The sequence below is a fragment of the Pseudomonas sp. Pseusp88 genome, from assembly GCF_047303955.1.
Classification (GTDB): Bacteria; Pseudomonadota; Gammaproteobacteria; order Pseudomonadales; family Pseudomonadaceae; genus Aquipseudomonas.
The window spans coordinates 226,657-251,654 of the sequence record NZ_JBGLYM010000004.1 but is presented as its reverse complement, the minus strand read 5'-3'; the positions used below and the strand labels follow the sequence as shown (position 1 = coordinate 251,654).

Sequence of the window (24,998 nt, the reverse complement as noted above, 5' to 3'; positions counted from 1 at the left end):
CGCCTTTCGGCAGCCCCTACAGGTTTCATTCCAATTCAGACGAGGGTGTTTTCCAAGCACCACAAAAAAGCCCCGATCCTCAACGAGGAACGGGGCTTGGGTCTTTCTGCTTCAGGTTACGGTGCGTACGTCAGCAACAACTCTTTGGTTACCTGAAAGTCCACCGACATCATCACGCTCAGGGCAGTGATGGTGAAGATGGAAAACACGAACAGCTTGCGTGCCCAGACGGTGTCATCGACAGCCTTGTAGCCTTTCCACGCCATGTACAACCAGTACATGCCCATGCCTGCCGCGACGGCCAGGTAGTTAAGGCCGGCATAGCCGCCGAAGGTCAACATCAGTGTGGCAATGAGGAACGCCAGGATGTAGATCAGGATATGACGCTTGGCCACCGGGATGCCGCGCTCAACCGGAAGAACCGGAATCTTGGCAGCCAGGTAGTCATTGAAGCGGAAGATCGCGATGGCGTAGGAATGCGGCATCTGCCACAGACTGAACATCACCAGCAGGGTCAGCGCCGCGAGGTCGAAGTGATTGCTCACCGCGACATAGCCGATCACCGGAGGCATCGCCCCCGACAAGCTGCCGACGAGGGTGCCGTGTACGGATTTGCGTTTCAGCCACAGGCTGTATAAGCCCACGTAGATCACAAAACCGATCACCGCAAACAACGCCGCCAGCGGCGTTGCGTAGGTGTACAGCAGGCCCACGCCGCCAAGACCGAGTACCGTGGCATAGAGCAGGGCCAGTTTCACCGAAACCAGACCCTGAACCAGTACACGATTACGCGTGCGCTCCATCTTCACGTCGATGTCGCGGTCGATGCAGTTGTTGAAAACACAACCGGACGCCACAACCAGAGAAGTGCCTATGACTGCCGCCAGGAACACGACGAAGTCGATATGCCCTTTGGAAGCCAGAAAAAAGCCACCCGCCACCGAAAGCACGTTACCGAAAATGATCCCCGGTTTGGTGATTTGGATAAAGTGCTTCAGGGACATGCGGTTTTCCTCAGTGCGCCATCATTTCGGTGTGGATGCTGAACATGATCCACAGCGACAGACCGACCAGCAGGACAATGACCAGCGCTGCGAAAGCCAGCGCCGTGACGTTGTTACGCTGAGCCGCCGAGCGGTCCAGGTGCAGGAAGTACACCAGGTGGACCACAACCTGGACCACAGCGAAGATCAATACGATCCACAGCGTCGCAGCCTTGGACAGCGATGGGTACATCACCAGGCCGAAAGGAATGGCGGTCAGGATAATCGACAGAACGAAGCCGATTACGTACGACTTGACGCTGCCATGGCTGGCGTCGTCGTGATGAGCGTCATGGTTCGCCATTTACAAGGTCCCCATCAGATAAACAACGGTGAATACACAGATCCAGACCACGTCCAGGAAGTGCCAGAACAGGCTCAGGCAGCTCAGACGAGTGGTGTTGGTTGGAGTCAGGCCGTTTTTCCAGACCTGATACATCATGATTGCCATCCAGATCAGACCGCTGGTCACGTGCAGACCGTGGGTACCGATCAGGGTGAAGAAGCCCGACAGGAAGCCGCTGCGCTGAGGACCAAAGCCTTCGGAGATCAGCTTGTGGAACTCGTTGACCTCCATGACGATGAAGCCAAGACCGAACAGGAAGGTGATGAACAACCAGCCCAGCACCTGGCTTTTCTTGCCTTTGAACAACGCCAGCATGGCGAAGCCGTAGGTGATACTACTCAACAGCAGGAACGCTGTTTCGCCCAGTACGTACGGCAGCTCGAAGATGTCATGGCCCGACGGACCGCCGGCGAAGTTATTCGACAGCACCGCGTAGGTTGCGAAGATCGACGCGAACAACACGCAGTCGGTCATCAGGTAGAGCCAGAAACCGAATACGGTCATTCCACCACTGTCGTGATGATCATCGTGACCATGATCGTCATGAGCGTGGCCGTCAGCGTTCATTACTAAGTTCGACATGTTTTACACCTGCCCCAGCGAGGATTTGACAGGAGTGATTGCGCCAACCGACGCCAGCACTTTCTGTTGCTCACCTTCAATACGTGCCACTTCGGAAGCGGGAACCATGTAGCCCTGGTCATCACGCGCAGCATGAATTACGAAGTAGATAACGGTGCCTGCCAGACTGACGCCGGCCAGCCACCAGATGTGCCAGATCATGGCAAAACCGAATACGGTGATCAGCGCGCCCATCACCAGGCCAGTGGCGGTGTTGTGCGGCATGTGGATCGGCTTGTACTGGGCCGGAACCTTGTACGCCTCGCCAGCACGCTTGATTGTGGTGAAAGCGTCGATATCGGTAGCTTTCGGCAATTCAGCGAAGTTGTAGAACGGCGGTGGCGAAGAAGTGGACCATTCCAGAGTGTGGCCATTCCATGGGTCGCCAGTCAGGTCACGGTTCTGCTCGCGGTCACGGATACTGACGTACAGCTGGATCAGCTGGCACGCGATACCCAGGGCGATCAGCACAGCACCGAAGAAAGCAACGTGCAGGTAAGGAGTCCACAGTGGGTTATCGGTCATGTTCAGGCGACGGGTCATGCCCATGAAGCCCAGTGCATAGAGCGGCATGAACGCAACGAAGAAGCCGACGAACCAGAAACCGAACGCAGCCTTGCCCCAACCTTCGTGCAGCTTGAAGCCGAACGCTTTCGGGAACCAGAACGCGAAGCCAGCGATGTAACCGAAAACCGCACCGCCGATGATGACGTTGTGGAAGTGAGCGATTACGAACAGGCTGTTGTGCAGAACAAAGTCAGCACCCGGGATAGCCAGCAGAACGCCAGTCATACCACCGATGGAGAAGGTAATCATGAAGCCCAGGGTCCAGAACACTGGCGCGGTGAAGCGCAGGCGACCGTGGTAGATGGTAAACAGCCAGTTGAACAGTTTCACACCCGTCGGGATCGCAATCAGCATCGTCGCCAGGCCGAAGAAGGCGTTGACGTTGGCACCCGAACCCATGGTGAAGAAGTGGTGCAGCCAGACCATGAAGCCCAGGACAGTGATGACGCCACTGGCCACGACCATGGAAGTATGACCGAACAGGCGCTTGCCGGTGAACGTCGATATGACTTCGGAGAAGACCCCGAACGCCGGCAGAACCAGGATGTAAACCTCAGGGTGACCCCAGGCCCAGAACAGGTTCACGTACATCATTGGGTTACCGCCCAATTCGTTCGTGAAGATGTGGAAGCCCAGATAACGGTCGAGAGTCAGCAGGACCAGAGTAGCGGTCAGGATCGGGAACGAAGCCACGATCAGGACGTTAGCCCAGGTGCAGGTCCAGGTGAAGATCGGCATGTCCATCATTTTCATGCCGGGGGTACGCATTTTCAGCACGGTAGCCAGGAAGTTGACCCCCGTGAGCGTGGTCCCCAACCCGGAAATCTGCAGGGCCCAGATGTAGTAGTCGACACCCACGCCAGGGCTGTAGGCCAGACCGGACAGTGGCGGATAGGCAACCCAGCCGGTACGGGCGAATTCGCCGACGCCCAGGGACAGGTTGATCAGCACGACGCCGGATACCAGCAGCCAGAAGCTCAACGAGTTGAGGAACGGGAATGCCACGTCACGAGCACCGATCTGCAGCGGCAGAACGATGTTCATGAGGCCGGTGAAGAAAGGCATCGCCATGAAGATGATCATGATCACACCGTGGGCGGTGAAGATCTGGTCATAATGTTCAGGCGGCAGGTAGCCTTCGGAACCGTTGGTGGCCAGGGCCAGCTGGGAACGCATCATGATGGCGTCGGCAAAACCGCGCAGCAGCATGACCATGGCAACGATGATGTACATCACGCCGATTTTCTTGTGGTCGACCGACGTCAGCCACTCGGACCAGAGGTAGTTCCACTTCTTGAAATAGGTGATGGCAGCAACCAGCGATATGCCGAGAAGCGCGACCACCGACAGCGTGATCATGACGATCGGTACGTGAAACGGTACCGCGTCGAGCGTTAATTTACCAAACATCGTTTACTCCTCTGCCCCAGCAGCTGAATGCTTACCCATGTCCATCCCTTCCATCCCGGCGACTTCTTTGCCTTCGTGGTGCGGCGTGCCCCGTTTCATGCCTTCGTACTTGTCGACGATGATCTTGAACAGGTCTGGCGTGTACGAAGAGTAAAGCTCGACAGGATTGCGTTCGCTTGGTTTGGCCAGTGCGGCGTATTCAGCCGTTTCAAGCCGTTTTGGTGATTTCTTGACATCAGCGACCCAGGCGTCGAAATCAGCCTGGGAAGTCGCGGTGGCCGTGAACTTCATGCCGGTGAAACCTTCGCCGCTGTAATTGGCGGAGATACCGTCGAATTCACCCTTCTCGTTGGCGATCAGGTGCAGTTTGGTCTGCATGCCCGCCATCGCGTAGATCTGGCCGCCCAGCGCCGGGATGAAGAACGAGTTCATCACCGAGTCGGAAGTGATCTGGAAGTTGACCGGAGTATTGACCGGGAAGACGATCTTGTTGACCGTGGCAATCCCTTGTTCCGGGTAGATGAACAGCCATTTCCAGTCCAGCGAGACAACCTGGATGGTAACCGGCTTGACGTCGGACTCCAGCGGACGGTAAGGGTCCAGCGCATGAGTCGACTTGTAGGTGATGATGCCCAGGAAGATCAGCAGGATCAGTGGCACACCCCAGACCGCAATTTCGATCTTGGTGGAGTGCGACCAGTCAGGCAGATAAGTGGCCTTGGTGTTGGATGCGCGATATTTCCACGCGAACGCGATAGTCATCAGGATGACCGGAACGACCACGACCAGCATCAGCAGAGTTGCCGTGATGATCAGATCCTTTTCGGCCATACCGACCTGCCCTTTCGGTTCAAGCAGGGTCATCCCGCAACCACTAAGCAAAAGCATGCTGAAAAGGGCCAAGAAGCCAAACAATCTGGGGTACCTTTTTTTACTCATCTCACAACCTCTAAAGCAGCTTGCGCAGTGCAGTTGGGTTTCGACCGCCAACACTTCACCCTGCCGGTGTTGGCATGTTTTTTTGAATTGAACAGGGGCCTGCCGACACACACTCGGGCGCTACGACAAATCCGGTTATTGCGATGATTTCTTATTCGATTGGTGGGCAACGAGCCTGTCTGACGGGCCAATTCCATTTGGCGCAGACATCGAAAATATCCGCTGAAGCCGCTGTCTACCGGGGGTTGCGGGCGTGTGCAGAAACGCCTTGAACCTCGAAAATTGCTGATCGCCAAGCCAGGCTGGCCGATAAGTGCTGGCGATTGTAGATACGTAAGATTTTGTTGACTATGCCTTATTTTGCAACAGTTATTTACAGGATTGGCAACAATGGAAAAATAATCCGGGTTCAACCCTTGAAAAAAACCCGCTTTTTTTGATCTGAAGCGGGTTTTTTCGCCTTTAAAGCCCTTGCAAACCGCGTGGTTTTCGACGATTGCGAATAACCCCCAGCGGAACCAGCACGGCAGTCAGAACGAATGCCACCAGCGCCCACTGCGCCAAGGATAGACCGAGAATCGGCGGATAGGGAGTGGTGCAGAAACCGCTAACCTGAAACACCATCGGCAGCAGGTTGGCCAGGGGCAGGCCATCGACGATCGGTTGCAGGACATCGATGCCGCAGCTTTCGCTCGGATGGGCCAGGACCCAGACATGATTGCCCGCAGCAGCGATGCCGCCCAGCGCACTGAGTACGACCAAAGTTTCCAACAGGGTGACACTGCGGCTGCCCGGCATGGCGGCGCCGATAAAAGCGAAGATGGCGATGAACAGCAAAGCGTAGCGTTGCAGGATGCACAACGGACACGGCGCCTCAGACAACACCACCTGCATGTACAGTGCGCCGCCGATCAGGGCCAGGCAGATCAGCCCCAACAGGACCAGAAAGCGCTTTTCCCGTTTTAGGTACAACGTGTTGTCGCTCATTCCCATACCTTCCGAAGGTTTCCCGTTGAGGGTTACGGCAGACGCACCCGGCGCCCGACAGCCGGTCATGATCAGGGGCGCCTGCCAACAACTCAAGCGTGAAACCGCCATACGGATACATTTGGTCGCTCGATGGCATGCAGCCCACCGCAATGGGAACTGCTCCGGCCCAAACACCGTCTCAGTTCGCCCGCGCTTGCCAATCGCCGGACAGCCGAAAACCACACCCTTCTATATATATAGAAGGATGCGGCCATTTGTCGCACACACCTCTTCTATATATAGAGGGGATGCGGCCATTTGTCGCAGCGGATCACTCCAGCGCGGACGCCGGACCGAAGAACTCGTAGCGGCTTTGCGCCTCAGGCACGCCGGCAGCCTTGAGCTGGCGCCTGACCACTGCCATGAACCCTTTTGGCCCAAGGAAATAAGCATCCAGGTCACGGTCCTCAGGCAACCACTGCTCCAACTGCGCCTGATCAAGCAGGCCGATGGCATCGGCGGCCGGGCTGACGCCGTCGTCTTCGCCATACAGATAAAAGCGTTTGAGCTGCGGGTGCTTGACTGTCAGCGCGTCGATCCAGTCGCGGAAGGCATGTACGCCGCCGTTGCGCGCGCAATGGATGAAATGCACCGGGCGCTGTGACTGCAGAGCGTGGGTCAGCATCGCCAGGGTCGGCGTGATACCCACCCCGCCACTGATCAGCACCAGCGGCTTGTCGCTTTGAGTCAGGGTGAACTCGCCCGACGGCGGGAACAGTTGCAGGCTGTCGCCGACCTGTACCCGGTCATGCAGATAGTTCGACGCCTTGCCCGACGGTTCGCGCTTGACGCTGATGCGGTACTGACTGCCGTTCGCCGCCGCCGACAGCGAATAATTGCGCCGCATCTCGACGCCATCGATCATCAATTGCAAACCGATGTACTGGCCCGGGGCGAAATCCAGAATCGCGCCGCCATCGGCAGGGGCCAGGTAGAACGAGACGATCTCGGCACTCTCCTGGACCTTGTTGACCAGTTTGAATTCACGTACCCCGCGCCAGCCACCGGGGGCCTGCGCCTTGGCGGTGTAGACCTCGGCTTCGGCGTCAATCAGGATATCGGCCAACTGCTGATAGGCATTGCCCCAGGCGGTAATCACCTGCGGCGTGGCGATGTCGGCACCCAACACTTCCACAATCGCCTGCAACAGGCAGGTACCGACAATCGGGTAATGCTCGGGAAGAATTTGCAGAGCGACGTGTTTGTTGATGATCTTGGCCAGCAGGTCGCCCAGTTGCTCCAGTTCATCGATGTGTCGTGCGTACATCAACAGGCCATTGGCCAGCGCCCGAGGCTGGGCACCGCTCGATTGGTGCGCCGGGTTGAACAGCGGACGCACTTGCGGGTACTCGCTAAGCATTTTCTGGTAGAAATGGCTGGTCAGCGCCTCGCCGCCGCTTTCCAGCAGCGGTACGGTGGCTTTGACGATGGCACGGTCGGCGGCATTGAGCATGGGATATCTCCTGCATCAGGTTATCTATAATCAACCTGTGTCTATCAGGATCCATGCCAGTTATTTTTATTATAAAAATCAATAATTTAAAAATATTGAGTCGAAATGACACGGCTATTGATGCAGTCATTTAGACTGCAAAATGTCATTTTGACCATAAGCACTGAAACCAGCGCGCAGTTGCTTTTTTCCGTCGGTCAGATGAAAAATCTAAAGCCTGCCCTTACTGAGTCGATAACCCGTTATCGAAAGCTGTTTGCAGCTGCCTGATGCAACACAGCATCTCCTGCCAGAAGGTTTCTATGTCCACCAAGAACGCTCGAGCAGATTCACTTTCTCTGCTGCTGTTCACATTGCGCAGCGGCAAGCTGATGGCCATTAACCTGCTCAAGGTCAGTGAAATCATTCCCTGCCCACCACTGACCCATTTGCCGGAATCCCATCCCCACGTCAAAGGTGTCGCCACCCTGCGCGGCGCCTCGCTGTCGGTCATTGACCTGAGCCGAGCAATTGGCGAGCGCCCGCTGGCCGATCCGGACGGTGGCTGCCTGATCGTCACTGACGTCAGTCGCTCGAAACAGGGTTTACATGTTCAGGCGGTGAGCAAGATCGTGCATTGCCTGACCACCGACATTCGCCCGCCGCCCTTTGGCGCCGGGGGCAACAAGTCCTATATCACCGGAGTGACCCAGGTTGACGGCGTCCTGGTGCAGGTCCTCGATATCGAGAAGGTGATCCATTTCATCGCTCCACCCAACGTCGAAGTCCTCGAAGAAGAGCTGACCATGGAGGAAGCCGACCTGCTGGGCGCGGCGCGCATCCTCGTGGTCGACGACAGCCAGGTGGCTCTGCAGCAATCCCTGCACACTTTGCGCGCGCTGGGGATCGAAGCCCATACCGCGCGCAGCGCCAAGGAGGCCATCGACGTGCTGCTGGAGTTGCAGGGTACGGCGCGGCAAATCAACGTGATCGTTTCCGATATCGAGATGTCGGAAATGGACGGCTATGCCTTGACCCGCACGTTGCGCGAAACCCCGGACTTTCAGGAGCTCTACATCCTCCTGCATACGTCGCTGGACAGCGCGATGAACAGTGAAAAGGCCCAGGCTGCCGGCGCCAATGCGGTGCTGACCAAATTCTCCTCGCCCGAACTGACCAAATGCTTGATCGCAGCTGCCAGAGACGTGCGCGAACGGGGCATCTGAGCCCTCGCGACACCTCGGCCGAGCATTATTGGCTGATGCGTCGCGAGTGCCTGGATGCGCCGGTGCCGATCTGGCCAAATCATTTACATCAGGTCGCTTTTTCCCGCGAAAATGCCGCCAACGTCCATGATCTTTTAAGACTGACCGACCAGGACGTCGGCGCATTCGACACCTGGCTGCCAGCCCTCGAGCGCGATCCGGAATACGACGTCAATTTATGGGTTATCGTCGCCGATCATGAAGGCATTGTCGGCGTAGCCCAGTGCTGGACCAGCGCTTTCATTCGCCATCTGGGCGTTCATCCCCGGGCCCGACGCCAAGGCATCGGCCGCCTGCTCCTGCATCAGGCCCTGGCGATTTTCGCCCGGCGTGGTGAAGGCTGGCTGGACCTCAAGGTGATGGAAAACAACCTGCCCGCGCGCCGCCTCTACGAACAGGCTGGCATGCATTACATCAGCCGCTCGGCATTGGGCCGGGCCTGATCTGGCATAATCACCGGCCGACTACCCGTCCCCGGAGACTCTTGATGAAAGCATCTACCGTACTGGTGATTGCCCTGGCCGCCGTCACCACCCACGCTAATGCCTCTAGCAGCGAAGCCTGGAGCGCCCTGGACAAGGCCATGATCGACAGCTGCCTCAAGGCCAGCCAATTGAAGAACACCAAGCCCGCCGGCTCAGCCGCCATGTTTGACGACAGCGTCGGCTACAGCGCACTGCTGCTCAAGGGTCGCTACCCCCAGCCACACATGAAGAACCAGCCCGGCACCGAGCTGTGCCTGTATCAACGCCAGAGCAGGAAAGCGACCGTGACCGAGTGGGATAAGGTCACCACCGTGCCGAAGAAATAGCCCCGATAGTCCATTGTGGGACCGGCTTTAGCCCGGAAAATGACATGACAGACGATAGGAAAATATCGCTCATGCCTACGCCTTCCCGGCTAAAGCCGGTCCCACATTCCACATCTGGTGGCGCATAACTTGCTTCACCACTCGCCTTAGTCAGGGTATTGGCGCATTCATGAACACTCGATTTTCCTGCGTAGGCTGCGGCAGTTGCTGCACCGACCACCATGTCCCCCTGACGCTGGGCGAAGCCCGACAGTGGGCTGAGGACGGTGGCAGTGTGATCGTACTCACCGAAGCCTTTCTTGATAACGGCTATGGCCTGCCGGTCGAACAGACAACCCACGCAACACGTCGCTCGATCAAGGTCAGCAGCGGCCAGACCACCGCCCATGTGGCGATTACCTTTGCCGCCTACAACGTCGGTCCTTGCCGGAATCTTGACGAAGAAAAGCTCTGCCGCATCTATGAGCGCCGCCCATTGGTGTGCCGTATCTATCCGATGGAAATCAATCCTCATATTCCCCTGCGCCCGGAAAACAAGGGTTGTCCGCCCGAGTCCTGGGACCAGGGTCCGGATCTGATCGTCGGCGACAAACTGGTGGACACGCAGCTTCTGGAACTGATCGAGAAGTCGCGCCAGGCTGATCGCGATGATATCGCCGCCAAGGCGTCGATCTGCCAGTTGCTGGGCATCGGCACCACGGCGCTCAAAGGCAATGGCTTTGTCGCCTACCTGCCGAACATGAACGCCTTCGCTTCAGCGCTGCGCGAGGTGGTCGATGAGGGTCATGCCAGTAGCATAAGGGCGGACTGGACCTTCCATGTCGCCGGCGATGGCGTCCGCCAGACCCTGCAACAAGCGGGCGCTTCCCTGGCCATGGAAGCGGCAGCAAGTTACCTGTTCATTCCGTTACAAGCCGGTTGAACACGCACTTGAAGAGTGTCGCCATCGTGATTTTTCCCGGCGTCCAGGCCCTGGATGTCGCCGGGCCGCTGGATGTGTTCGCCGAGGCCAACCGCTTTGTCCCGCCGGACAGCGGCTACCACATCGTGACCCTGAGCAGCGCGCCCTACCCCGTCAACGCCTCTAACGGCATGCCCCTGGGCGCGCATTTCAGTCTCGATAGCGCTCCGGCGCAATTCGATATCGTACTGGTGCCCGGCGGCCCGGAACTGCCCTACAGCCTGCCCGATCCGCAGCTTACGGTGTGGCTGCATAAAGCGACGGCGCTGGCCGGACGCTATGGCTCGATCTGTACCGGCGCATTCATCCTGGGCCATGCCGGGTTGCTCGACGGCAGGCAGGCCACTACTCACTGGAGTCATGCCGGGGAGCTGGCCGAGCAGTTTCCCGAGGCACGGGTCGAGCCGGATCGAATCTATGTGCGGGATGGATCGTTGATGACATCGGCCGGCGTCACGGCCGGGATCGATATGGCTCTGGCATTGGTGTCAGAGGATCATGGCGCGGCGATTGCGCTGAAAGTGGCCAAGCGGCTGTTGGTGGTGGCTCAGCGCCAGGGCGGCCAGTCGCAATTCAGCCCCTACCTGAACGCGCCCAGCGACGACACTTCACCCGTGGCGAAGATTCAGCGCTATGTACTGGAGCATATTGCCGAGGCATTTTCTGTCGAGCGCCTGGCTGAAGTAGTGGCCATGAGCCCGCGCTCCTTTGCCCGAGTCTTCGCCCGGGAAGCCGGGGTGACACCGGCGGAATTCGTCCTGCGCGCCCGTATCGACGCGGCACGCAGCCTGCTGGAAGGCAGTGAAATGGCGATCAAGGCCGTGGCCTGGCATTGCGGATTCGGCAGCGCCAGCCGCATGCGGGTAATCTTCAGCCAGCGCCTGGGCGTGACGCCCACGCAGTACCGTGAGCGCTTCCAAAAGAATTAGCGTTTGCCCATGGACCGACGAGTCCCCGACGGAGCCGCGCCGGGGCGGCTGTCGTGGTTGGACTTGTTGGACTTCTGATACCAGGGCTGCTTGTCCTTGGACTGGGCAAAGTCAGCGGGCTTGAACGGGAAGGCAAAGGCCGGGACAGGCGCCTTGGCATTCTTCGTGGTCGATGCATCGACCGTGTCGGCAGCAGTTTCTGGAGCCGGGGTGTATTCGGGGGTGGTCATGAAAAGCTCCGGGTTGCGCGTATTCGGTCGATGGGAAGAAACAGCGGCGCAGCATACCTGAAACGCCCATCACCTGCCCACGACTGCCCCTATCATCTGACTGACGAGCCGACTGATGGGAATGAAATGTGGGAGCCAATTCATTCGCGAAGAGGCCAGTACATTCCACGCATATGTATCGCCTGGGACACTGCTTTCGCGAATGAATTCGCTCCCGCAGAGTTAGCTCCTGCGGGCATGCCGCTTATTTGTAAAAGAGATCCACCATCACCTCGGCGTCAAACGGCCCGGCCTTTGGCCGCGGGTTCTGCCAGACCAGTTCGGCGGTAAAGTCGATGCTGCTTTGCCGGGTATCATCGAGCAGATCGGCCAGATGAAAAGGTTCGTTGTAGAGCAATGGCGTTCCTCTACGCGCATTCATCAGGCGAATGCCCAGACCGTTGTTGGCCGAGGGGATCAGCATCCCGTTCTGGACCAGGCCGGTCACAGGCTTGAAGCGCGCATTCAGGCTGAAGGGCGAGTCGCAGCTGCGACTGGCCACCAGGGAAAATGGCCGACTGTCGATCACATTCCCCACCACCACTTTCTGGATGCCGATATTGCCGAACTCGATGGTTTCCGGCAGCACTTGCAGCTCGGCATCGCAGGCGACAAAGCGCAGGCCGCGCAGACTGGCGATCTGATAGCTGAGGCTCTGCCCCGGCAGTGGATTCAAGGTCTGACCGTCAAGCTGAAACAGGCGATAGTCCAACAGATCGCTGGCGACTCCGGACGGTGGCGTCGCACCGAACTTCTGAATAAATACCGAAAACGGCAGGGAAAAGCTGACTTTCGGACAGGCGCCTATATTCGAATCGCCTTCATGGCAGACCGGCAGAAATTGCCCGGTACTGATCCGCCCGCCGCTCTGCACATAATCGATGCCATTGAACGCCAGTCCGGCCCGAATACCCTGACCGATCGGCAGATTGTCTGGGTTGAGGTAGATAAAGATTTCCTCTCGCAGGCCCTGCTGGCCGTCCTTGGCGCATTCGACCTGAACATTGAAACGCTCGGAACGCCAGACCACATCCCCCTGGGGCACCGTCGCCGGAATGGCCACGGTGCTGCTCAATTCACTGCGCAGCAGGGTTTCGCCACCCTGAGTCTTGCAGACCAGGGCGAAACAGGTGGTAGGGCTGAGCAGTAGGGTCAGTAAAAGAAAGCGCATCCATTGACTGGGGAAAACCGGGTTCATGATCAGCATTGCTCCTTGTTGTGCTGAAGGGTTTGAAAAGTGTCCTGCGCTAACGGTTGCGCCGTGGCAGCCGTTGACCGAGCCAGGCGAGTGCAATAGCCAAGCTGGCCGCCGTAGTCATTCAGTGCCTTGAACGACAGCGTTGCGGCAGCCCAAGCATCGGGCAGCGGCCAGTCCTGCCCGGCGCCGGGCGCCAGTAACAGGTAGTCGCTCAGTTGCACGCCATTGACACGGATGTCCTGCAAGGTGGCGTAGAAGGGTGTGGGATTGCGCAGTTGCAGCACGCCATCGGTATGACGCAGCCATTGCAACGCCTGAGGCGTCAGGGCCGGATCACCGGGCATGTCCTTTGGCCGATAGAACACATTGATGCGCTGGCGAAGGGCGATATTCAGTTGCTGTGAACCTCGGGCACGCCGGGGAATTTCCAGGGCGTAAAGGTGCAGCAAAGATTCACGATCCGTGGGCATGCCCTGCCCCTGATACAGCACACGCAGCTGTTCGCGTCCATGGCCCGGCAGATGCAGCAGATGCGGCGTGACGACAAAGGGCAAAGGGGCATCAGGGGCGTCATTCTCCTGCAGACCATCCGTCAGCCAGACCTGCAACAACACCTCCCGATCGTCACGGTTGCGTGCCTCGATACTGGCCTCAACGTAACGTCCGTCGAACACCAGCCGAGTGCCGGACAACGATACCGCGCCCTGGACTGTTTCCAGCCAGACCCACAGCGCGGCGATTATTGCGCCTTGCCAGGGGCGCGTCACTGACACACCACTCGCAGCCGCTCGTAGGCCCGCGCCGGATCTCGCGGCGGCAGGATGAAGGGCGCCCGACAGCGCTGATCGGACCAGCGCACCGACAACTCGCCCTGCTCCTGTTCAGTAAGCACCAATGCGCGACTGGCTGGATCGACCACGGCCAGCAGCTTGCCATTGGCATCTTCGACACTCGCACCCATGGGCAATTTGCTGCCATCGGCCCGGACCAGCTCGAACTGCACGCGGCGGCCGAGAGCAGCCTTGAAATGCACCACCGGCACGGCACCACGACGTGGCACCACCTGAGTAATGGCATTGTCCAGATCGACGTCGGCACCCAGGCTGCGGGTGTCAAGGCTGACCCAGTTGGCGCGATAAGGCTGGGCATAAGGCATCACCGCATAACCATTGCCCGAGGTCTGTACGTTGTTGAAGTTGCTCAAGCGGGCCCCGGCTAAGTCTGGCACTTCGACCAATGCAAAGGTTTCACCCAATGGTTGCCCGGCATTGATACCGCCGCGGTGAGCCACCAGGGAACCGGCCGCGCCAACGCTCACCGCACGGAAGTCGCGGCCCTGGCTGTAGCCGGCATTGAAGCGGCCGAATGCCGTGGTGGTATCGAGCTTGCCCGCACCAGAACTGCCGGAGTAGCTGTCACGCCCGGCCTGCACGCTATAGAAGGTATCGCGATCATCCAGCACCTGGCCGCTGAGCCCGGCCTGAGTTGTGTAGTCGCCATGGCTGTCGCGCACGCCGTTGAACCAGGCGCGCGATGACCCCGGATTGCTGCCCAGTGGCACGCTCAGGGTCACGGCCAGTTGATTGTCGGTTTGCAGTTCGCCGTTACCAACGGACTGTTGATTGCGCTCCAGCGAGACGCTGTAGCTCAACGAACGCCAGGCGGCGTTGTAGGACACATAGAACTGCCGGGTCTTGCCCGACAGATTCCAGTAACGCTGCTCCGAGGCGGTCAGGCTGACAAAACCCAGTTGCTCAGGCAAGGCCTGGGAGACACTCATTTCCAGACGATCCCTGGCCAGCCCGGAGAGCAGTGGCCCGCCAGATCGGCCGGCTTCCTCGACATGATCATTCAGGGTGCGGTAATGCTCGGTGGAGTAACGATAACCGGCCACGGCCAGGGTGGTATTGGTCAGGTCCAGGGTATTGGCGTAACGCAGGCGCAGGCTTTCGCCGACGCGATCCTGTCCGCGCAATCTGCTGATTGACTGGGTCAGGTCGGCCGAGACCGCCCCCAGACCGGTATTGATCCCCATGCCGAGGTTGCCCGCCTGATAATCCTCGGCCACCTGCACCCCGCCATAACCGGTGAGGCGTTCGCTCAAGCCGTATACCAGGGTGGCGCTGAGGAAATTTGGCGACGCCTGATCGGTGCCGTAGTTATCGATCTGCCCAGCCGCCACGCCATAACGCAGAGCACCCGCAGGCAACATGATCGGCAGGGAGGCGTAGGCCTGGGTGAACGAGCGGCGCCGACCATCCGCCTCGATCACCGTGACCTCCAGATCTCCATTGGAACCGCTGGGGTAGATATCGGTGATCTCGAACGGCCCTGGCGAGACATTGCCGCTGTACAGCAGGAAGCCGTTTTGCCGGACTTCCACCAGGGCGTTGGTTTCGGCGATGCCGCGAATGACCGGGGCAAACACCCGCTCACTATCCGGCAACATGCCGTCATCAGAGGCCATGGCCGCCCCTCTGAAACGCACGCTGTCGAAAACCTGCGAGTCGGTGTAAGTCTCGCCCAGGGTCAACTGGCTGCGCCAGCCGGTCAGGTCGCGCTGGGCATAGGTACGATTGCTGCGATAGCGATAAGGCTGACGATTGCCATAAGTCAGCGACGCCTCATTGCGCAGGCGCCAGTCGCCCAGGTTAAGCCCGTTGCGCAGCCCCAGATAATATTGATCGGTATCGAGCTGTGAATTGCGCCGCTGAGTGCCGTTGAAATTGTAATTGATAAAACCGGTGGTCTCCCCGACGTCCCAGAGTTCCGGCGCCACATAGCCCCTGGCGCTGCGCGCCATGTAGGCCTGAGGCACACTGATGTTGAGACGCAGGGTCGTGGGCTGGTATTCGACATGGGCGAACTGCACCTGCCCGACCAGATCGAAGCACTCCTGCGCAGGTGTGGCATTGGCCTTTTCCTGCAAGCGTCCAAGGTCCAGGCCGAAGCCCTGCAGCATTTCCAGACTCAGGCACGGCTCGACCGGAGCGGACCCGGCTTTCTGTTTAAAGGTGATATCACGGCGGCCACTCAGCGCCCGATTGACATAGACATCCACTCGGTACACACCGGGGACCACACTGTTGCCACGGATGAATTCACTGAGGTCAGCCGGCTGATCGCTGCCCTGAATAAAAGCGGTATTGAACTTCACCACTGGCGTTTCTGCGGCCTCGACCCCCAATGCCAGACTGAGGCCGGCCCAGGCCATGACCACGCTTCTGTTGTTCTTATCAAGCCATTCCATAGCAACCTTCACTAAACTCAGAAGTTCCAACGCCACGCATCCCGGAATTTTTCCGCGTGCGCGCGAAAAAGAGCCAACGCACAGGGCGGGCTCCAACAAGCACATTAAAAAGAGATCGATCAGGGTTGTGGTTCGACCCTGTCTGCGTGAACGGGCTGATCGCCGTTCAGGTTCGTGCGATAGCGCACATGGGCGCCGAAGTCGTCGATGCTGGCAAACTCCAGCTGCAAGGCCCCGTTCACCGGGCCGGACTTGAGGGGCAGGCGCAGGCTCTGGCGAGGGGCCAGCATCTGGCTGTCTTTTTTCATCAGTTCATGACTGCCCTGGCGCACGCCGATACCGATCATCGAAACATGAAAGGGGCTTGGGTTCTCGACCTGCAATTCATCCTTGAGCACCCGCCATTTCAAGCCATCGGCCGCCTTGAACGGATCCCCGGCAAGACCACGAGGCCGGAAGAACACCTTGATGCGCTGACGGATGGCAATCTGCAAAGTGTTCTCGGCGGCCTCCTGGGGAATTTCCTGCACATTGAGCCAGAACACAGACTCCCGGTCCTCGGGCATTCCGCTTCCGGCATAGATAATACGCAGCAATTGCCGCGCATCTGCGGGCATCCGGGCCAGGCCCGGGGTGATCACGAACGGCAGGCTGGACGGATTTGTATCGGCAATGCCGGACTCCAGCCATGACTGCAAGAGAATTTCGGCGCGGCCACTGTTATGGGCGGCCAGGCTGACTTCCTTGTCCTTGGCCGGATAGATAACCCGCGTCGTGTTGAGTACCACGCCCGCCTGGACACTGACCGCCAGCGACAAACCCGACACGAGCAGGCATGCCGAGCGAAAAATACTGAAAAGCATGAGGGCATTCGCCTTGAATTCAGAACCCTCGCTCAAGGATCGGGTTCAGAAATTGAAACCAGAGAGACGGAGCAGGCAGTACCTGCTCCGTCCACTGCATTACTCGTAATCCAGCACGAATGGCATGAAGCCATCGGCGTTACCGGCACGGGTCGTGGTGCCGTTGAGGACATACACCGCGCCGAAGTTCAGCTCGGCGGTGGCGCCGCCGTTACCGTCCTGGACCAGGGGCTTGTCGATGGTTTCCGTGCCACCCAGGTCCATCAGGGCATTGGAGGCGTTGATCAGGCCGATACCCACCCCCTGCGCCGAGCCGGTGGTACGCAACAACTTCAGATCGTTCTGGTCCTGACCGGAACCATTGCTGGCGTTGAAACGCATCTTCACCTGGTTGTACTGGTCGGCACCGGCACTGCAGTTGATCAGCAATTGAATCGGCATGGCCGTTTGCAGCTTGCTCTCGCTGAACGCGCCGATATCGGAGAACGAAACGTTGCCCAGATCGACGTTGATATCGCCCGGATTGCTGCCTGGACTGGTACCGGTACCAGCGCCTACATCACAGGAAATATTGGTCAATGTGCCGTTAAAGATCAGCTTGCCATTATTCGCGGCTGAAGCTGTCCCCACCGAACCCAGAACCATCGCACCAACTACTGCCGCTGTAAGAGAAAGCTTCTTCATGTTCATGCTAACAACATTCCTTGTGTTATTTCGTGTGTGCCCATGATCGGACGGCGAGCACTATAGGCCCGGCGAACTTCTACCGCTGTCAGGAGGATTACTTTGAGGTGAAAGTTTTAGCTATTACGTCAGCAATCCAATTCTGTAGGAAAATTCCATATATGGCTGGACGCCGCATAATTAAAGGGTTTCAGAAAATACCCGAGTAATAAGATCAACCAAATGTTTTTTTAGCCGCTTGCCATTTGCCAATCAAAAACTTCCGCTCTGCTCATAAAAACGGCCGCTCCGATTCATCGGGCGGCCGTGTATGGGGACAGGCAATCAAGCCAACTAGTCGTAGGTCATCGTTACCACGCCAGACCTGGCTTGCGCGGCAGCATCGCCGACAGACAGCGGCAATGGCTTGTAAGCCAGGGTAAAAGGCACGGCCGGGTGGCTGCACACATTGTCAGCGGTACTGACCGTGATATTGACGCCGGGTGAAACCCTGAGCACCCGCTCATGGGTATTGGCCTGGGAGGCGTTTCGTGCCTCGCAACTGGCCTGGGTGATATAGCCGCGAAACTTTATAAACCCGCCAGATGCCGCACAGGCTAAATCAACACTTAGAGCACTCACTATAAACACAACCACAGCCATCCGTTTATTTATGTTTAACACCGGATATTCAAACCGCTGCCAACGTGAAACTTTCGTCTTCATCGTAGTACTCCAGCGTGGTAGATCACAGGAATGAGTTAAGCTGACGGACTAATGAATTGCCATACACACCAGAAATCAACGTAGGAAATTTCCATTAAATGGCAAACACTATGACCGTCAGACTCAACTGCCTTTAATCTTCATATCGTCCAGCTGCCGGTTTTCTTGATGGTTCGGTCAACAACTTATCGGGCTTGCTGACAATCCTGACAGGTAGCGGTCATTCTCCTGACCGGGTTGGCAGTCTATAAAGGGCAGACCTGAAACCTCCGTCTGATCTACTGACCTTCCCGGCGCCTTTTCGCATGCCTAAACAGACCCGAATCGCTCTTGTCGCCCTCGCTGTCGTTGCCATCGTCGCGGCCGCCAGCTGGAGCCTGACCCGGCCCGCCACGGCCAAAGTCTCGGCACCGGTGGCCATACCTGTGCGCACGATCAAGGTGCAGGAACAAGATGTGCCGTTGTACGTCAGCGGCCTGGGCTCGGTGCTGTCCCTGCACAGTGTGGTCGTGCGCCCGCAGGTGGACGGCATCCTGACCCGGATACAGGTCAAGGAAGGCCAAGTGGTGAAAGCTGGCAATCTACTGGCAACTATCGATGACCGTGCCATCCGTGCCAGCCTTGAGCAGGCCAAGGCACAACTGGCCCAGAGCCAGGCACAGCTTGATGTGGCCCAGGTCGATCTCAAGCGCTATCGCCTGCTGACCACTGATAACAGCATTTCCAAACAGACATTCGATCAGCAACAAGCCCTGGTTCATCAACTCAGCGCCACCGTGCAGGGCAATCAGGCGGCCATCAATGCCGCGCAGGTGCAGCTGTCCTACACCCAGATCCGATCACCGGTGACCGGACGGGTCGGTATTCGCAATGTCGACGAAGGCAACTTCCTGCGTGTCAGCGATAGCATCGGGCTGTTTACCGTGACCCAGATCGACCCGATTGCCGTGGAGTTCGCGCTGCCGCAGCAAATGTTACCGACCCTGCAAGGCCTGATCGCCACCAGCCCGCCCGCGCCGGTCAGGGCCTTCCTCGGCGATGGTGACACCGGCACCCTGCTCGGCCAGGGTCACCTGAGCCTGATCGACAACCAGGTCGCGGCGACCAGCGGGACCATTCGCGCCAAGGCCGAATTCAATAACCCCAAGGATCAGCTCTGGCCGGGCCAGTTAGTGACAATCAAGATCCAGACCGGGCTGGAGCGCAATGCCCTGAAGGTACCGCCGCAAGTGGTGCAGCGCGGTATCGACCAGCACTATGCCTATAGAGTGAAGGACAACAAGGTCGAGGTGGTGCCGGTCAAAGTGGTGTATCAGGACAGCGAGCAGACTCTGATCAGCGGCCCCAACGCCGGAGATGAACTGGTCAGCGACGGTCAGTCGCGACTCAAGCCCGGCTCCCGGGTCGATGTCCTGCGTGACGCCACGGCCGAAAACGGCCAGCTGGAGACCGCACGATGAAAGGCCAGGGCTCCATTTCCGCGTGGTGCATCGATCATCCGGTGGCAACCCTGCTACTGACCTTCGCCATGGTCCTGCTGGGGCTGATCGCCTATCCGCGCCTGCCGATCGCGCCGCTTCCGGAGGCGGAATTCCCGACCATCCAGGTCTCGGCACAGCTGCCCGGCGCCAGCCCGGAAACCATGGCTTCGTCTGTCGCCACGCCCCTTGAGGTGCAATTCAGCGCCGTGCCCGGCGTTACCCAGATGACCTCCAGCAGTGCTCTGGGCTCGACCAACCTGACCCTGCAATTCACCCTGAATAAAAGTATCGACACCGCAGCACAAGAGGTTCAGGCCGCCATCAATACGGCGGCCGGTCGCCTGCCCAAGGACCTGCCGACGCTGCCCACCTGGCGCAAGGTCAACCCTGCTGACAGCCCGGTACTGATCCTCAGCGTCAGCTCGAAATTGATGCCCGGCACTGAGCTGAGCGATGTCACCGAGTCGCTGCTGGCCCGACAGTTGAGTCAGATCGACGGTGTCGGCCAGGTCGCCATTACCGGTCAGCAGCGTCCGGCCATTCGGGTCCAGGCCGCGCCGGAAAAACTCGCCGCCCTGGGCCTGACCCTGGCCGATGTGCGCGGCGCGCTGCAACAGACCAGCCTCAACCTGGCCAAGGGCGCCCTGTATGGCAAGGACAATCTTTCGACCCTGGCGGCCAACGACCAGTTGTTCAAAGCCAAGGACTACGAGCACCTGATAGTCGCCTACAAGAACGGCGCCCCGGTGCAGGTCAAGGATGTCGCGCGAGTCATCGATGGCGCGGAAAACGCCTACGTCAAGGCGTGGTCCGGTAACCAGAACGGCACCAGCCAGGGCGTCAATATCGTGATTTTTCGCCAGCCCGGCGCCAACATCGTCGAAACCGTAGACCGCATCCAGCGCGAACTGCCGCGCCTGCAGGAAATGCTCCCGGCCTCGGTGGATGTTTCTGTACTGGTGGACCGCACCAAGACCATTCGCGCCTCGCTGCATGAAGTGGAAATGACGCTGTTGATCGCCATCCTGCTGGTGGTCGCGGTCATGGCCCTGTTCCTGCGTCAGCTGTCAGCGACCCTGATTGTGACTGCCGTGCTGCTGGTGTCGCTGGTGAACTGTTTTGCCATGATGTATGTCATGGGCTTCAGCCTGAATAACCTGACCCTGGTGGCGATCGTCGTCGCCGTGGGCTTCGTGGTCGATGACGCGATCGTCGTGGTGGAGAACATTCACCGTCACCTCGAAGCCGGTGATGGCATGCGCGAAGCAGCGATCAAGGGCGCCGGGGAGATCGGTTTCACCGTTGTCTCGATCAGCTTCTCCCTGATCGCCGCTTTCATTCCGCTGCTATTCATGGGCGGCGTGGTCGGACGACTGTTCAAGGAATTCGCCCTGACCGCCACCGCGACCATCCTGATTTCGGTGGTGGTATCCCTGACCCTGGCGCCGACCCTGGCCGCGCTGTTCATGCGTCGCCCGCATCATGATGCGCACGCCAAACCGGGCTTCGGCGAGCGTCTGCTGGCCGGTTACGAACGCATTCTGCGCAAGGCACTGGCCCGCCAGCGCCTGATGATGACGATTTTCTTCCTCACTCTGGGCCTTGCCGGTGCCGGCTATGTGCTGATTCCCAAGGGCTTCTTCCCGGTCCAGGACACCGCCTTTATCCTCGGCACCACCGATGCGGCCGCCGACATTTCCTACCCGGACATGGTCGCCAAACACCAGGCCCTGGCCGCCATCGTCGGCGCCGACCCGGCGGTGCAGGCGTTCTCCCATTCGGTGGGGGTCAGCGGCAGTAACCAGACCATCGCCAGCGGCCGCTTCTGGATTGCCCTGAAGCCGCGCAGCGAGCGGGATGTGTCGGTCAGTCAGTTCATCGACCGTCTGCGGCCTAAACTGGCGAAGGTCCCCGGCATCATGCTGTACCTGCGCGCCGGCCAGGACATCAACCTCAGTTCCGGCCCCAGCCGCGCCCAGTACCAATACGTGCTCAAGAGCAATGACGGCGCACTGCTCAACACCTGGACCCAGCGCCTGACCGAGAAGCTGCGCACCAACCCGGCGTTTCGCGACCTGTCCAACGACCTGCAGCTGGGTGGCAGCGTCACCCATATCGATATCGACCGCAGCGCCGCCGCGCGCTTCGGCCTGACCGCCACCGATGTCGACCAGACGCTTTACGATGCCTTCGGTCAGCGCCAGATCAACGAGTACCAGACCGAAACCAACCAGTACAAAGTCATTCTCGAACTCGACGCCCATCAACGCGGCAAGGCCGAGAGCCTGAACTACTTCTACCTGCGCTCACCCTTGACCGGCGAGATGGTGCCGCTATCGGCCCTGGCCAAGGTCAGTGCGCCGAAAATGGGGCCATTGTCCATTGCCCACGACGGCATGTTCCCGGCCGCCAACCTGTCGTTCAACCTGGCGCCCGGGGTCGCTCTGGGTGATGCGGTGCAGATGCTCAACCAGGCCAAGAACGAAATCGCCATGCCGACAGCCATCATCGGCAATTTCCAGGGCGCGGCCCAGGCGTTCCAGAGCTCCCTGGCCAATCAGCCCTGGCTGATCCTTGCCGCACTGGTGGCGGTGTATATCATCCTCGGCGTGCTCTATGAGAGCTTCGTGCATCCGCTGACGATCATTTCGACCCTGCCCTCGGCGGGGATCGGCGCCCTGCTGTTGCTGTGGCTGATGGGCCAGGATTTTTCGATCATGGCGCTGATCGGTGTCGTGTTGCTGATCGGCATCGTCAAGAAGAACGGCATCCTGTTGGTCGACTTCGCCCTCGACGCCCAACGCTCACGCGGGCTCAGTCCGCAGGATGCGATCTTTGAGGCCTGCCTGACCCGCTTCCGGCCCATTATCATGACCACCCTGGCGGCATTGCTCGGTGCCCTGCCACTGATGCTCGGCTATGGTGTCGGCGCCGAATTGCGCCAGCCACTGGGTATCGCCGTGGTAGGAGGATTGCTGGTCAGCCAGGCCTTGACGCTGTTCACCACGCCAGTGGTCTACCTTCAGCTTGAGCGGCTGTTCCATCGCCGTAATCCGGAGCCTTCGACCGAACCGGTCGCGGCCCTGGCCATTAATAAGTGAGTGTCGCTGCATGCGCGTGCTGATCATCGAAGATGAAGAGAAAACCGCCGACTATCTGCATCGTGGCCTGACCGAGCAGGGCTACACCGTGGACCTGGCGCGGGACGGCATCGAAGGCCTGCATCTGGGTCTGGAAAACGACTATGCGGTGATGATTCTCGACGTCATGCTCCCCGGCCTGGACGGCTACGGCGTGTTACGCGCGTTGCGAGCCCGCAAGCAGACCCCGGTGATCATGCTCACCGCCCGGGAGAACGTCGACGACCGCATCCGCGGCCTGCGCGAAGGTGCCGATGACTACCTGGGCAAACCCTTCTCCTTTCTCGAACTGGTCGCCCGCCTGCAAGCCCTGACCCGGCGCAGCGGCGGTCACGAACCGGTGCAGGTGAGCATTGCCGACCTGTGGATCGACCTGATCAGCCGCAAGGCGACCCGTGCCGGCGTCCGCCTGGACCTGACCGCCAAAGAGTTCTCGTTGCTCAGCGTGCTGGCCCGGCGCCAGGGCGAGATTCTTTCGAAAACCTCGATCGCCGAGATGGTCTGGGACATCAATTTCGACAGCGACGCCAACGTCGTCGAAGTGGCCATCAAGCGTCTGCGGGCCAAGCTCGATGGGCCGTTCGAGAAGAAACTGCTGCACACCATCCGCGGCATGGGTTATGTGCTGGAAAGCCGTGATGGCGAGTAATTCCATTGCCCTGCGCCTGAGCGGCATGTTCGCCCTGGTGGCGCTGCTGGTGTTCCTGCTGATCGGCTGGGCCCTGTACCTGCAGGTCGACAAGGGCCTGGGCCGGCTCCCCGCCGCCGAGCTGGATGCGCGCTACAGCGTGCTTGAATCGGCAGTAACCCGCTATGGCAATCCGGAACACTGGGCCAAGATCAACGCCAAGCTCAAACTGCTCAGTGAGGAGGACAAGCGCATTCACTTCTGGGTGGTCAGCGACAATCCCCAGTACGAATTCGGCAACCCCGATGCGCTTATCCGTCGGTTCGCCACGGGGCCAACCGGCATGCATGACCTGCAACTGCCGGATCGCGAATTTCCCCTGAAAGTGCTGGTCAGCCAGTTTCCGGCCAAAGACCAGCGCCCGCCCCTGCGCTTTCTGATCGCCATCGACATGCAAACCTTCTGGGACACTCAGCATCGTCTGCTGATGGCCCTGATCAGCCTGGCGGCCATCGGTATCCTGCTGGCTTCGGCGCTGGGCTACTGGGTTGCGCGCATCGGCCTCAAGCCCTTGGTCAGCCTGTCTCTGGAAGCACAGAAACTGGCGCCGCCGCGCCTGTCCGGGCGCCTGCAACTGTCGTCTCTGCCGCCGGAGCTTGATCAGTTCGTCACCTCATTCAACAGCACCCTGGAACGGGTCGAACAGGCCTATTCGCGACTGGAATCCTTCAATGCCGATGTGGCCCACGAGCTTCGCTCGCCGCTGACTAACCTGATCGGCCAGACCCAGGTCGCCCTGACCCGCGGGCGTTCAGCCGAGCATTACTTTGAAGTGCTGCAATCGAACCTGGAGGAACTGGAGCGCCTGCGTTCGATCATCAACGACATGCTGTTCCTGGCCAGTGCCGATCAGGGCAGCAAGGCCACAGAGCTGACCTGTGCTTCCCTGGCCGAGGAAGTGGCGACGACACTCGATTATCTGGACTTCATTCTCGAAGACGCCCAAGTGCGGGTCGAGGTCCATGGCGATGCCAGCGTGCCGATCGAAAAGGCCCATTTGCGCCGCGCCCTGATCAACCTGCTGCACAACGCCGTGCAACACACCGGACCAGGTCAGGTAATTCGCGTCGATATCCACGGCGGCGACCAACAGGCGAGCGTCGGCGTGACCAACCCCGGCAGCGCCATTGCCGATGAACATCTGCCCAAACTGTTCGAGCGTTTCTATCGGGTGGATGCGTCGCGCAGCAACAGCGGCGCCAACCACGGCCTGGGCCTGGCCATCGTCAAAGCCATCGCCCTGATGCATGGCGGCAGCGTGTTCGTGCGTAGCGAAAGTGGAATCAACACCTTTGGCATCACTTTGCCGCGCTAAACCCTGGCTGCAATTCCTCGCGGGGCTGGCATCCCAATACCGACGTCGCTGC

General features: G+C 59.3%; 23 protein-coding genes. 9 read left to right on the top strand and 14 right to left on the bottom strand.

Going from position 1 to position 24,998, the window contains the following annotated elements:
* Positions 1 to 116: 116 nt before the first annotated feature.
* From cyoE to hmpA, 7 genes are all read right to left on the bottom strand, one after another.
* Complete coding sequence (gene cyoE / locus ACCD02_RS07765) at positions 117 to 1,004, bottom strand: heme o synthase (protein WP_259105931.1); 888 nt, start codon at positions 1,002 to 1,004, stop codon at positions 117 to 119.
* 10 nt (positions 1,005 to 1,014) lie between these two features.
* The gene (gene cyoD, locus ACCD02_RS07760) at positions 1,015 to 1,347 is read right to left on the bottom strand and encodes a cytochrome o ubiquinol oxidase subunit IV (protein ID WP_259105932.1); all 333 of its coding nucleotides are present in this window, start codon (positions 1,345 to 1,347) and stop codon (positions 1,015 to 1,017) included.
* Complete coding sequence (cyoC, locus tag ACCD02_RS07755) at positions 1,348 to 1,971, bottom strand: cytochrome o ubiquinol oxidase subunit III (RefSeq protein WP_413300055.1); 624 nt, start codon at positions 1,969 to 1,971, stop codon at positions 1,348 to 1,350.
* Between the two features lie 3 nt (positions 1,972 to 1,974).
* Complete coding sequence (cyoB, locus tag ACCD02_RS07750) at positions 1,975 to 3,987, bottom strand: cytochrome o ubiquinol oxidase subunit I (RefSeq protein ID WP_413300053.1); 2,013 nt, start codon at positions 3,985 to 3,987, stop codon at positions 1,975 to 1,977.
* Between the two features lie 3 nt (positions 3,988 to 3,990).
* Positions 3,991 to 4,926 carry a ubiquinol oxidase subunit II gene (gene cyoA, locus ACCD02_RS07745; RefSeq protein WP_413300276.1) on the bottom strand — a complete coding sequence of 312 codons (936 nt, stop codon included), beginning with the start codon at positions 4,924 to 4,926 and terminating at the stop codon, positions 3,991 to 3,993.
* 462 nt (positions 4,927 to 5,388) lie between these two features.
* The gene (locus tag ACCD02_RS07740) at positions 5,389 to 5,913 is read right to left on the bottom strand and encodes a disulfide bond formation protein B (RefSeq protein WP_413300051.1); all 525 of its coding nucleotides are present in this window, start codon (positions 5,911 to 5,913) and stop codon (positions 5,389 to 5,391) included.
* Between the two features lie 313 nt (positions 5,914 to 6,226).
* A complete protein-coding gene (hmpA, locus tag ACCD02_RS07735; RefSeq protein ID WP_413300049.1) occupies positions 6,227 to 7,408 on the bottom strand; it encodes an NO-inducible flavohemoprotein in 1,182 nt (393 codons plus the stop codon).
* Between the two features lie 302 nt (positions 7,409 to 7,710).
* Here hmpA and ACCD02_RS07730 point away from each other — a divergent pair, with 302 nt between their 5' ends.
* The 5 genes from ACCD02_RS07730 (at position 7,711) to ACCD02_RS07710 (ending at position 11,353) form a co-directional block, all read left to right on the top strand.
* Positions 7,711 to 8,613, top strand: coding sequence for a chemotaxis protein CheW (locus ACCD02_RS07730; RefSeq protein WP_413300047.1), 903 nt, complete (start codon positions 7,711 to 7,713; stop codon positions 8,611 to 8,613).
* Positions 8,568 to 9,095, top strand: a complete 528-nt coding sequence (locus tag ACCD02_RS07725; protein WP_413300045.1) for a GNAT family N-acetyltransferase — start codon at positions 8,568 to 8,570, stop codon at positions 9,093 to 9,095. Before ACCD02_RS07730 ends, ACCD02_RS07725 begins: the two co-directional genes overlap by 46 nt.
* A 44-nt stretch (positions 9,096 to 9,139) precedes the next feature.
* A complete protein-coding gene (locus ACCD02_RS07720; protein ID WP_413300043.1) occupies positions 9,140 to 9,463 on the top strand; it encodes a hypothetical protein in 324 nt (107 codons plus the stop codon).
* Positions 9,464 to 9,632: 169 nt separating this feature from the next.
* Positions 9,633 to 10,385: a YkgJ family cysteine cluster protein gene (locus ACCD02_RS07715; protein ID WP_413300042.1), complete on the top strand. Its 753-nt coding sequence runs from the start codon at positions 9,633 to 9,635 to the stop codon at positions 10,383 to 10,385.
* An 8-nt stretch (positions 10,386 to 10,393) separates the two neighbouring features.
* A complete protein-coding gene (locus ACCD02_RS07710) occupies positions 10,394 to 11,353 on the top strand; it encodes a GlxA family transcriptional regulator (RefSeq protein WP_413300040.1) in 960 nt (319 codons plus the stop codon).
* Here the strand turns inward: ACCD02_RS07710 and ACCD02_RS07705 are convergent.
* From ACCD02_RS07705 to ACCD02_RS07675, 7 genes are all read right to left on the bottom strand, one after another.
* Positions 11,350 to 11,583 carry a hypothetical protein gene (locus ACCD02_RS07705; protein WP_413300038.1) on the bottom strand — a complete coding sequence of 78 codons (234 nt, stop codon included), beginning with the start codon at positions 11,581 to 11,583 and terminating at the stop codon, positions 11,350 to 11,352. The two genes, ACCD02_RS07710 and ACCD02_RS07705, sit on opposite strands and share 4 nt — an antisense overlap.
* A gap of 244 nt (positions 11,584 to 11,827) precedes the next feature.
* A complete protein-coding gene (locus ACCD02_RS07700) occupies positions 11,828 to 12,820 on the bottom strand; it encodes a fimbrial protein (RefSeq protein ID WP_413300036.1) in 993 nt (330 codons plus the stop codon).
* A 2-nt stretch (positions 12,821 to 12,822) separates the two neighbouring features.
* Positions 12,823 to 13,587, bottom strand: a complete 765-nt coding sequence (locus ACCD02_RS07695; RefSeq protein WP_413300034.1) for a molecular chaperone — start codon at positions 13,585 to 13,587, stop codon at positions 12,823 to 12,825.
* On the bottom strand, positions 13,584 to 16,070 hold the full coding sequence (locus tag ACCD02_RS07690) for a fimbria/pilus outer membrane usher protein (protein ID WP_413300032.1): 2,487 nt from the start codon (positions 16,068 to 16,070) through the stop codon (positions 13,584 to 13,586). The genes ACCD02_RS07695 and ACCD02_RS07690 overlap by 4 nt, the downstream gene beginning before the upstream one ends.
* A 119-nt stretch (positions 16,071 to 16,189) precedes the next feature.
* The gene (locus tag ACCD02_RS07685) at positions 16,190 to 16,933 is read right to left on the bottom strand and encodes a molecular chaperone (protein WP_413300030.1); all 744 of its coding nucleotides are present in this window, start codon (positions 16,931 to 16,933) and stop codon (positions 16,190 to 16,192) included.
* Between the two features lie 99 nt (positions 16,934 to 17,032).
* On the bottom strand, positions 17,033 to 17,617 hold the full coding sequence (locus ACCD02_RS07680; protein WP_413300274.1) for a fimbrial protein: 585 nt from the start codon (positions 17,615 to 17,617) through the stop codon (positions 17,033 to 17,035).
* Between the two features lie 333 nt (positions 17,618 to 17,950).
* Entirely contained in the window at positions 17,951 to 18,322 is a 372-nt protein-coding gene (locus tag ACCD02_RS07675) for a hypothetical protein (protein WP_413300028.1), read from the bottom strand.
* Between the two features lie 305 nt (positions 18,323 to 18,627).
* Here ACCD02_RS07675 and ACCD02_RS07670 point away from each other — a divergent pair, with 305 nt between their 5' ends.
* From ACCD02_RS07670 to ACCD02_RS07655, 4 genes are read left to right on the top strand one after another with little or no spacing between them, the layout of a single operon-like run.
* Positions 18,628 to 19,782, top strand: a complete 1,155-nt coding sequence (locus ACCD02_RS07670) for an efflux RND transporter periplasmic adaptor subunit (RefSeq protein ID WP_413300026.1) — start codon at positions 18,628 to 18,630, stop codon at positions 19,780 to 19,782.
* Entirely contained in the window at positions 19,779 to 22,904 is a 3,126-nt protein-coding gene (locus ACCD02_RS07665) for a multidrug efflux RND transporter permease subunit (protein ID WP_413300024.1), read from the top strand. Before ACCD02_RS07670 ends, ACCD02_RS07665 begins: the two co-directional genes overlap by 4 nt.
* A 10-nt stretch (positions 22,905 to 22,914) precedes the next feature.
* Positions 22,915 to 23,592: a heavy metal response regulator transcription factor gene (locus tag ACCD02_RS07660; protein WP_413300022.1), complete on the top strand. Its 678-nt coding sequence runs from the start codon at positions 22,915 to 22,917 to the stop codon at positions 23,590 to 23,592.
* Positions 23,582 to 24,946, top strand: coding sequence for a heavy metal sensor histidine kinase (locus ACCD02_RS07655; protein ID WP_413300020.1), 1,365 nt, complete (start codon positions 23,582 to 23,584; stop codon positions 24,944 to 24,946). Before ACCD02_RS07660 ends, ACCD02_RS07655 begins: the two co-directional genes overlap by 11 nt.
* Positions 24,947 to 24,998 lie beyond the last annotated feature (52 nt).

Bases quoted from the DNA above. Each gene is read 5' to 3' on its own strand.
- cyoE (WP_259105931.1), bottom strand. From the start codon at position 1,004: ATGTCCCTGAAGCACTTTATCCAAATCACCAAACCGGGGATCATTTTC.
- ACCD02_RS07675 (WP_413300028.1), bottom strand. From the start codon at position 18,322: ATGAAGACGAAAGTTTCACGTTGGCAGCGGTTTGAATATCCGGTGTTA.
- cyoA (WP_413300276.1), bottom strand. From the start codon at position 4,926: ATGAGTAAAAAAAGGTACCCCAGATTGTTTGGCTTCTTGGCCCTTTTC.
- ACCD02_RS07665 (WP_413300024.1), top strand. From the start codon at position 19,779: ATGAAAGGCCAGGGCTCCATTTCCGCGTGGTGCATCGATCATCCGGTG.
- ACCD02_RS07740 (WP_413300051.1), bottom strand. From the start codon at position 5,913: ATGAGCGACAACACGTTGTACCTAAAACGGGAAAAGCGCTTTCTGGTC.
- cyoC (WP_413300055.1), bottom strand. From the start codon at position 1,971: ATGTCGAACTTAGTAATGAACGCTGACGGCCACGCTCATGACGATCAT.
- ACCD02_RS07705 (WP_413300038.1), bottom strand. From the start codon at position 11,583: ATGACCACCCCCGAATACACCCCGGCTCCAGAAACTGCTGCCGACACG.
- ACCD02_RS07670 (WP_413300026.1), top strand. From the start codon at position 18,628: ATGCCTAAACAGACCCGAATCGCTCTTGTCGCCCTCGCTGTCGTTGCC.
- ACCD02_RS07700 (WP_413300036.1), bottom strand. From the start codon at position 12,820: ATGAACCCGGTTTTCCCCAGTCAATGGATGCGCTTTCTTTTACTGACC.
- ACCD02_RS07655 (WP_413300020.1), top strand. From the start codon at position 23,582: ATGGCGAGTAATTCCATTGCCCTGCGCCTGAGCGGCATGTTCGCCCTG.
- cyoB (WP_413300053.1), bottom strand. From the start codon at position 3,987: ATGTTTGGTAAATTAACGCTCGACGCGGTACCGTTTCACGTACCGATC.
- ACCD02_RS07680 (WP_413300274.1), bottom strand. From the start codon at position 17,617: ATGAAGAAGCTTTCTCTTACAGCGGCAGTAGTTGGTGCGATGGTTCTG.
- hmpA (WP_413300049.1), bottom strand. From the start codon at position 7,408: ATGCTCAATGCCGCCGACCGTGCCATCGTCAAAGCCACCGTACCGCTG.
- cyoD (WP_259105932.1), bottom strand. From the start codon at position 1,347: ATGGCGAACCATGACGCTCATCACGACGACGCCAGCCATGGCAGCGTC.
- ACCD02_RS07690 (WP_413300032.1), bottom strand. From the start codon at position 16,070: ATGGAATGGCTTGATAAGAACAACAGAAGCGTGGTCATGGCCTGGGCC.
- ACCD02_RS07715 (WP_413300042.1), top strand. From the start codon at position 9,633: ATGAACACTCGATTTTCCTGCGTAGGCTGCGGCAGTTGCTGCACCGAC.
- ACCD02_RS07685 (WP_413300030.1), bottom strand. From the start codon at position 16,933: ATGCTTTTCAGTATTTTTCGCTCGGCATGCCTGCTCGTGTCGGGTTTG.
- ACCD02_RS07720 (WP_413300043.1), top strand. From the start codon at position 9,140: ATGAAAGCATCTACCGTACTGGTGATTGCCCTGGCCGCCGTCACCACC.
- ACCD02_RS07730 (WP_413300047.1), top strand. From the start codon at position 7,711: ATGTCCACCAAGAACGCTCGAGCAGATTCACTTTCTCTGCTGCTGTTC.
- ACCD02_RS07725 (WP_413300045.1), top strand. From the start codon at position 8,568: ATGCTTGATCGCAGCTGCCAGAGACGTGCGCGAACGGGGCATCTGAGC.
- ACCD02_RS07660 (WP_413300022.1), top strand. From the start codon at position 22,915: ATGCGCGTGCTGATCATCGAAGATGAAGAGAAAACCGCCGACTATCTG.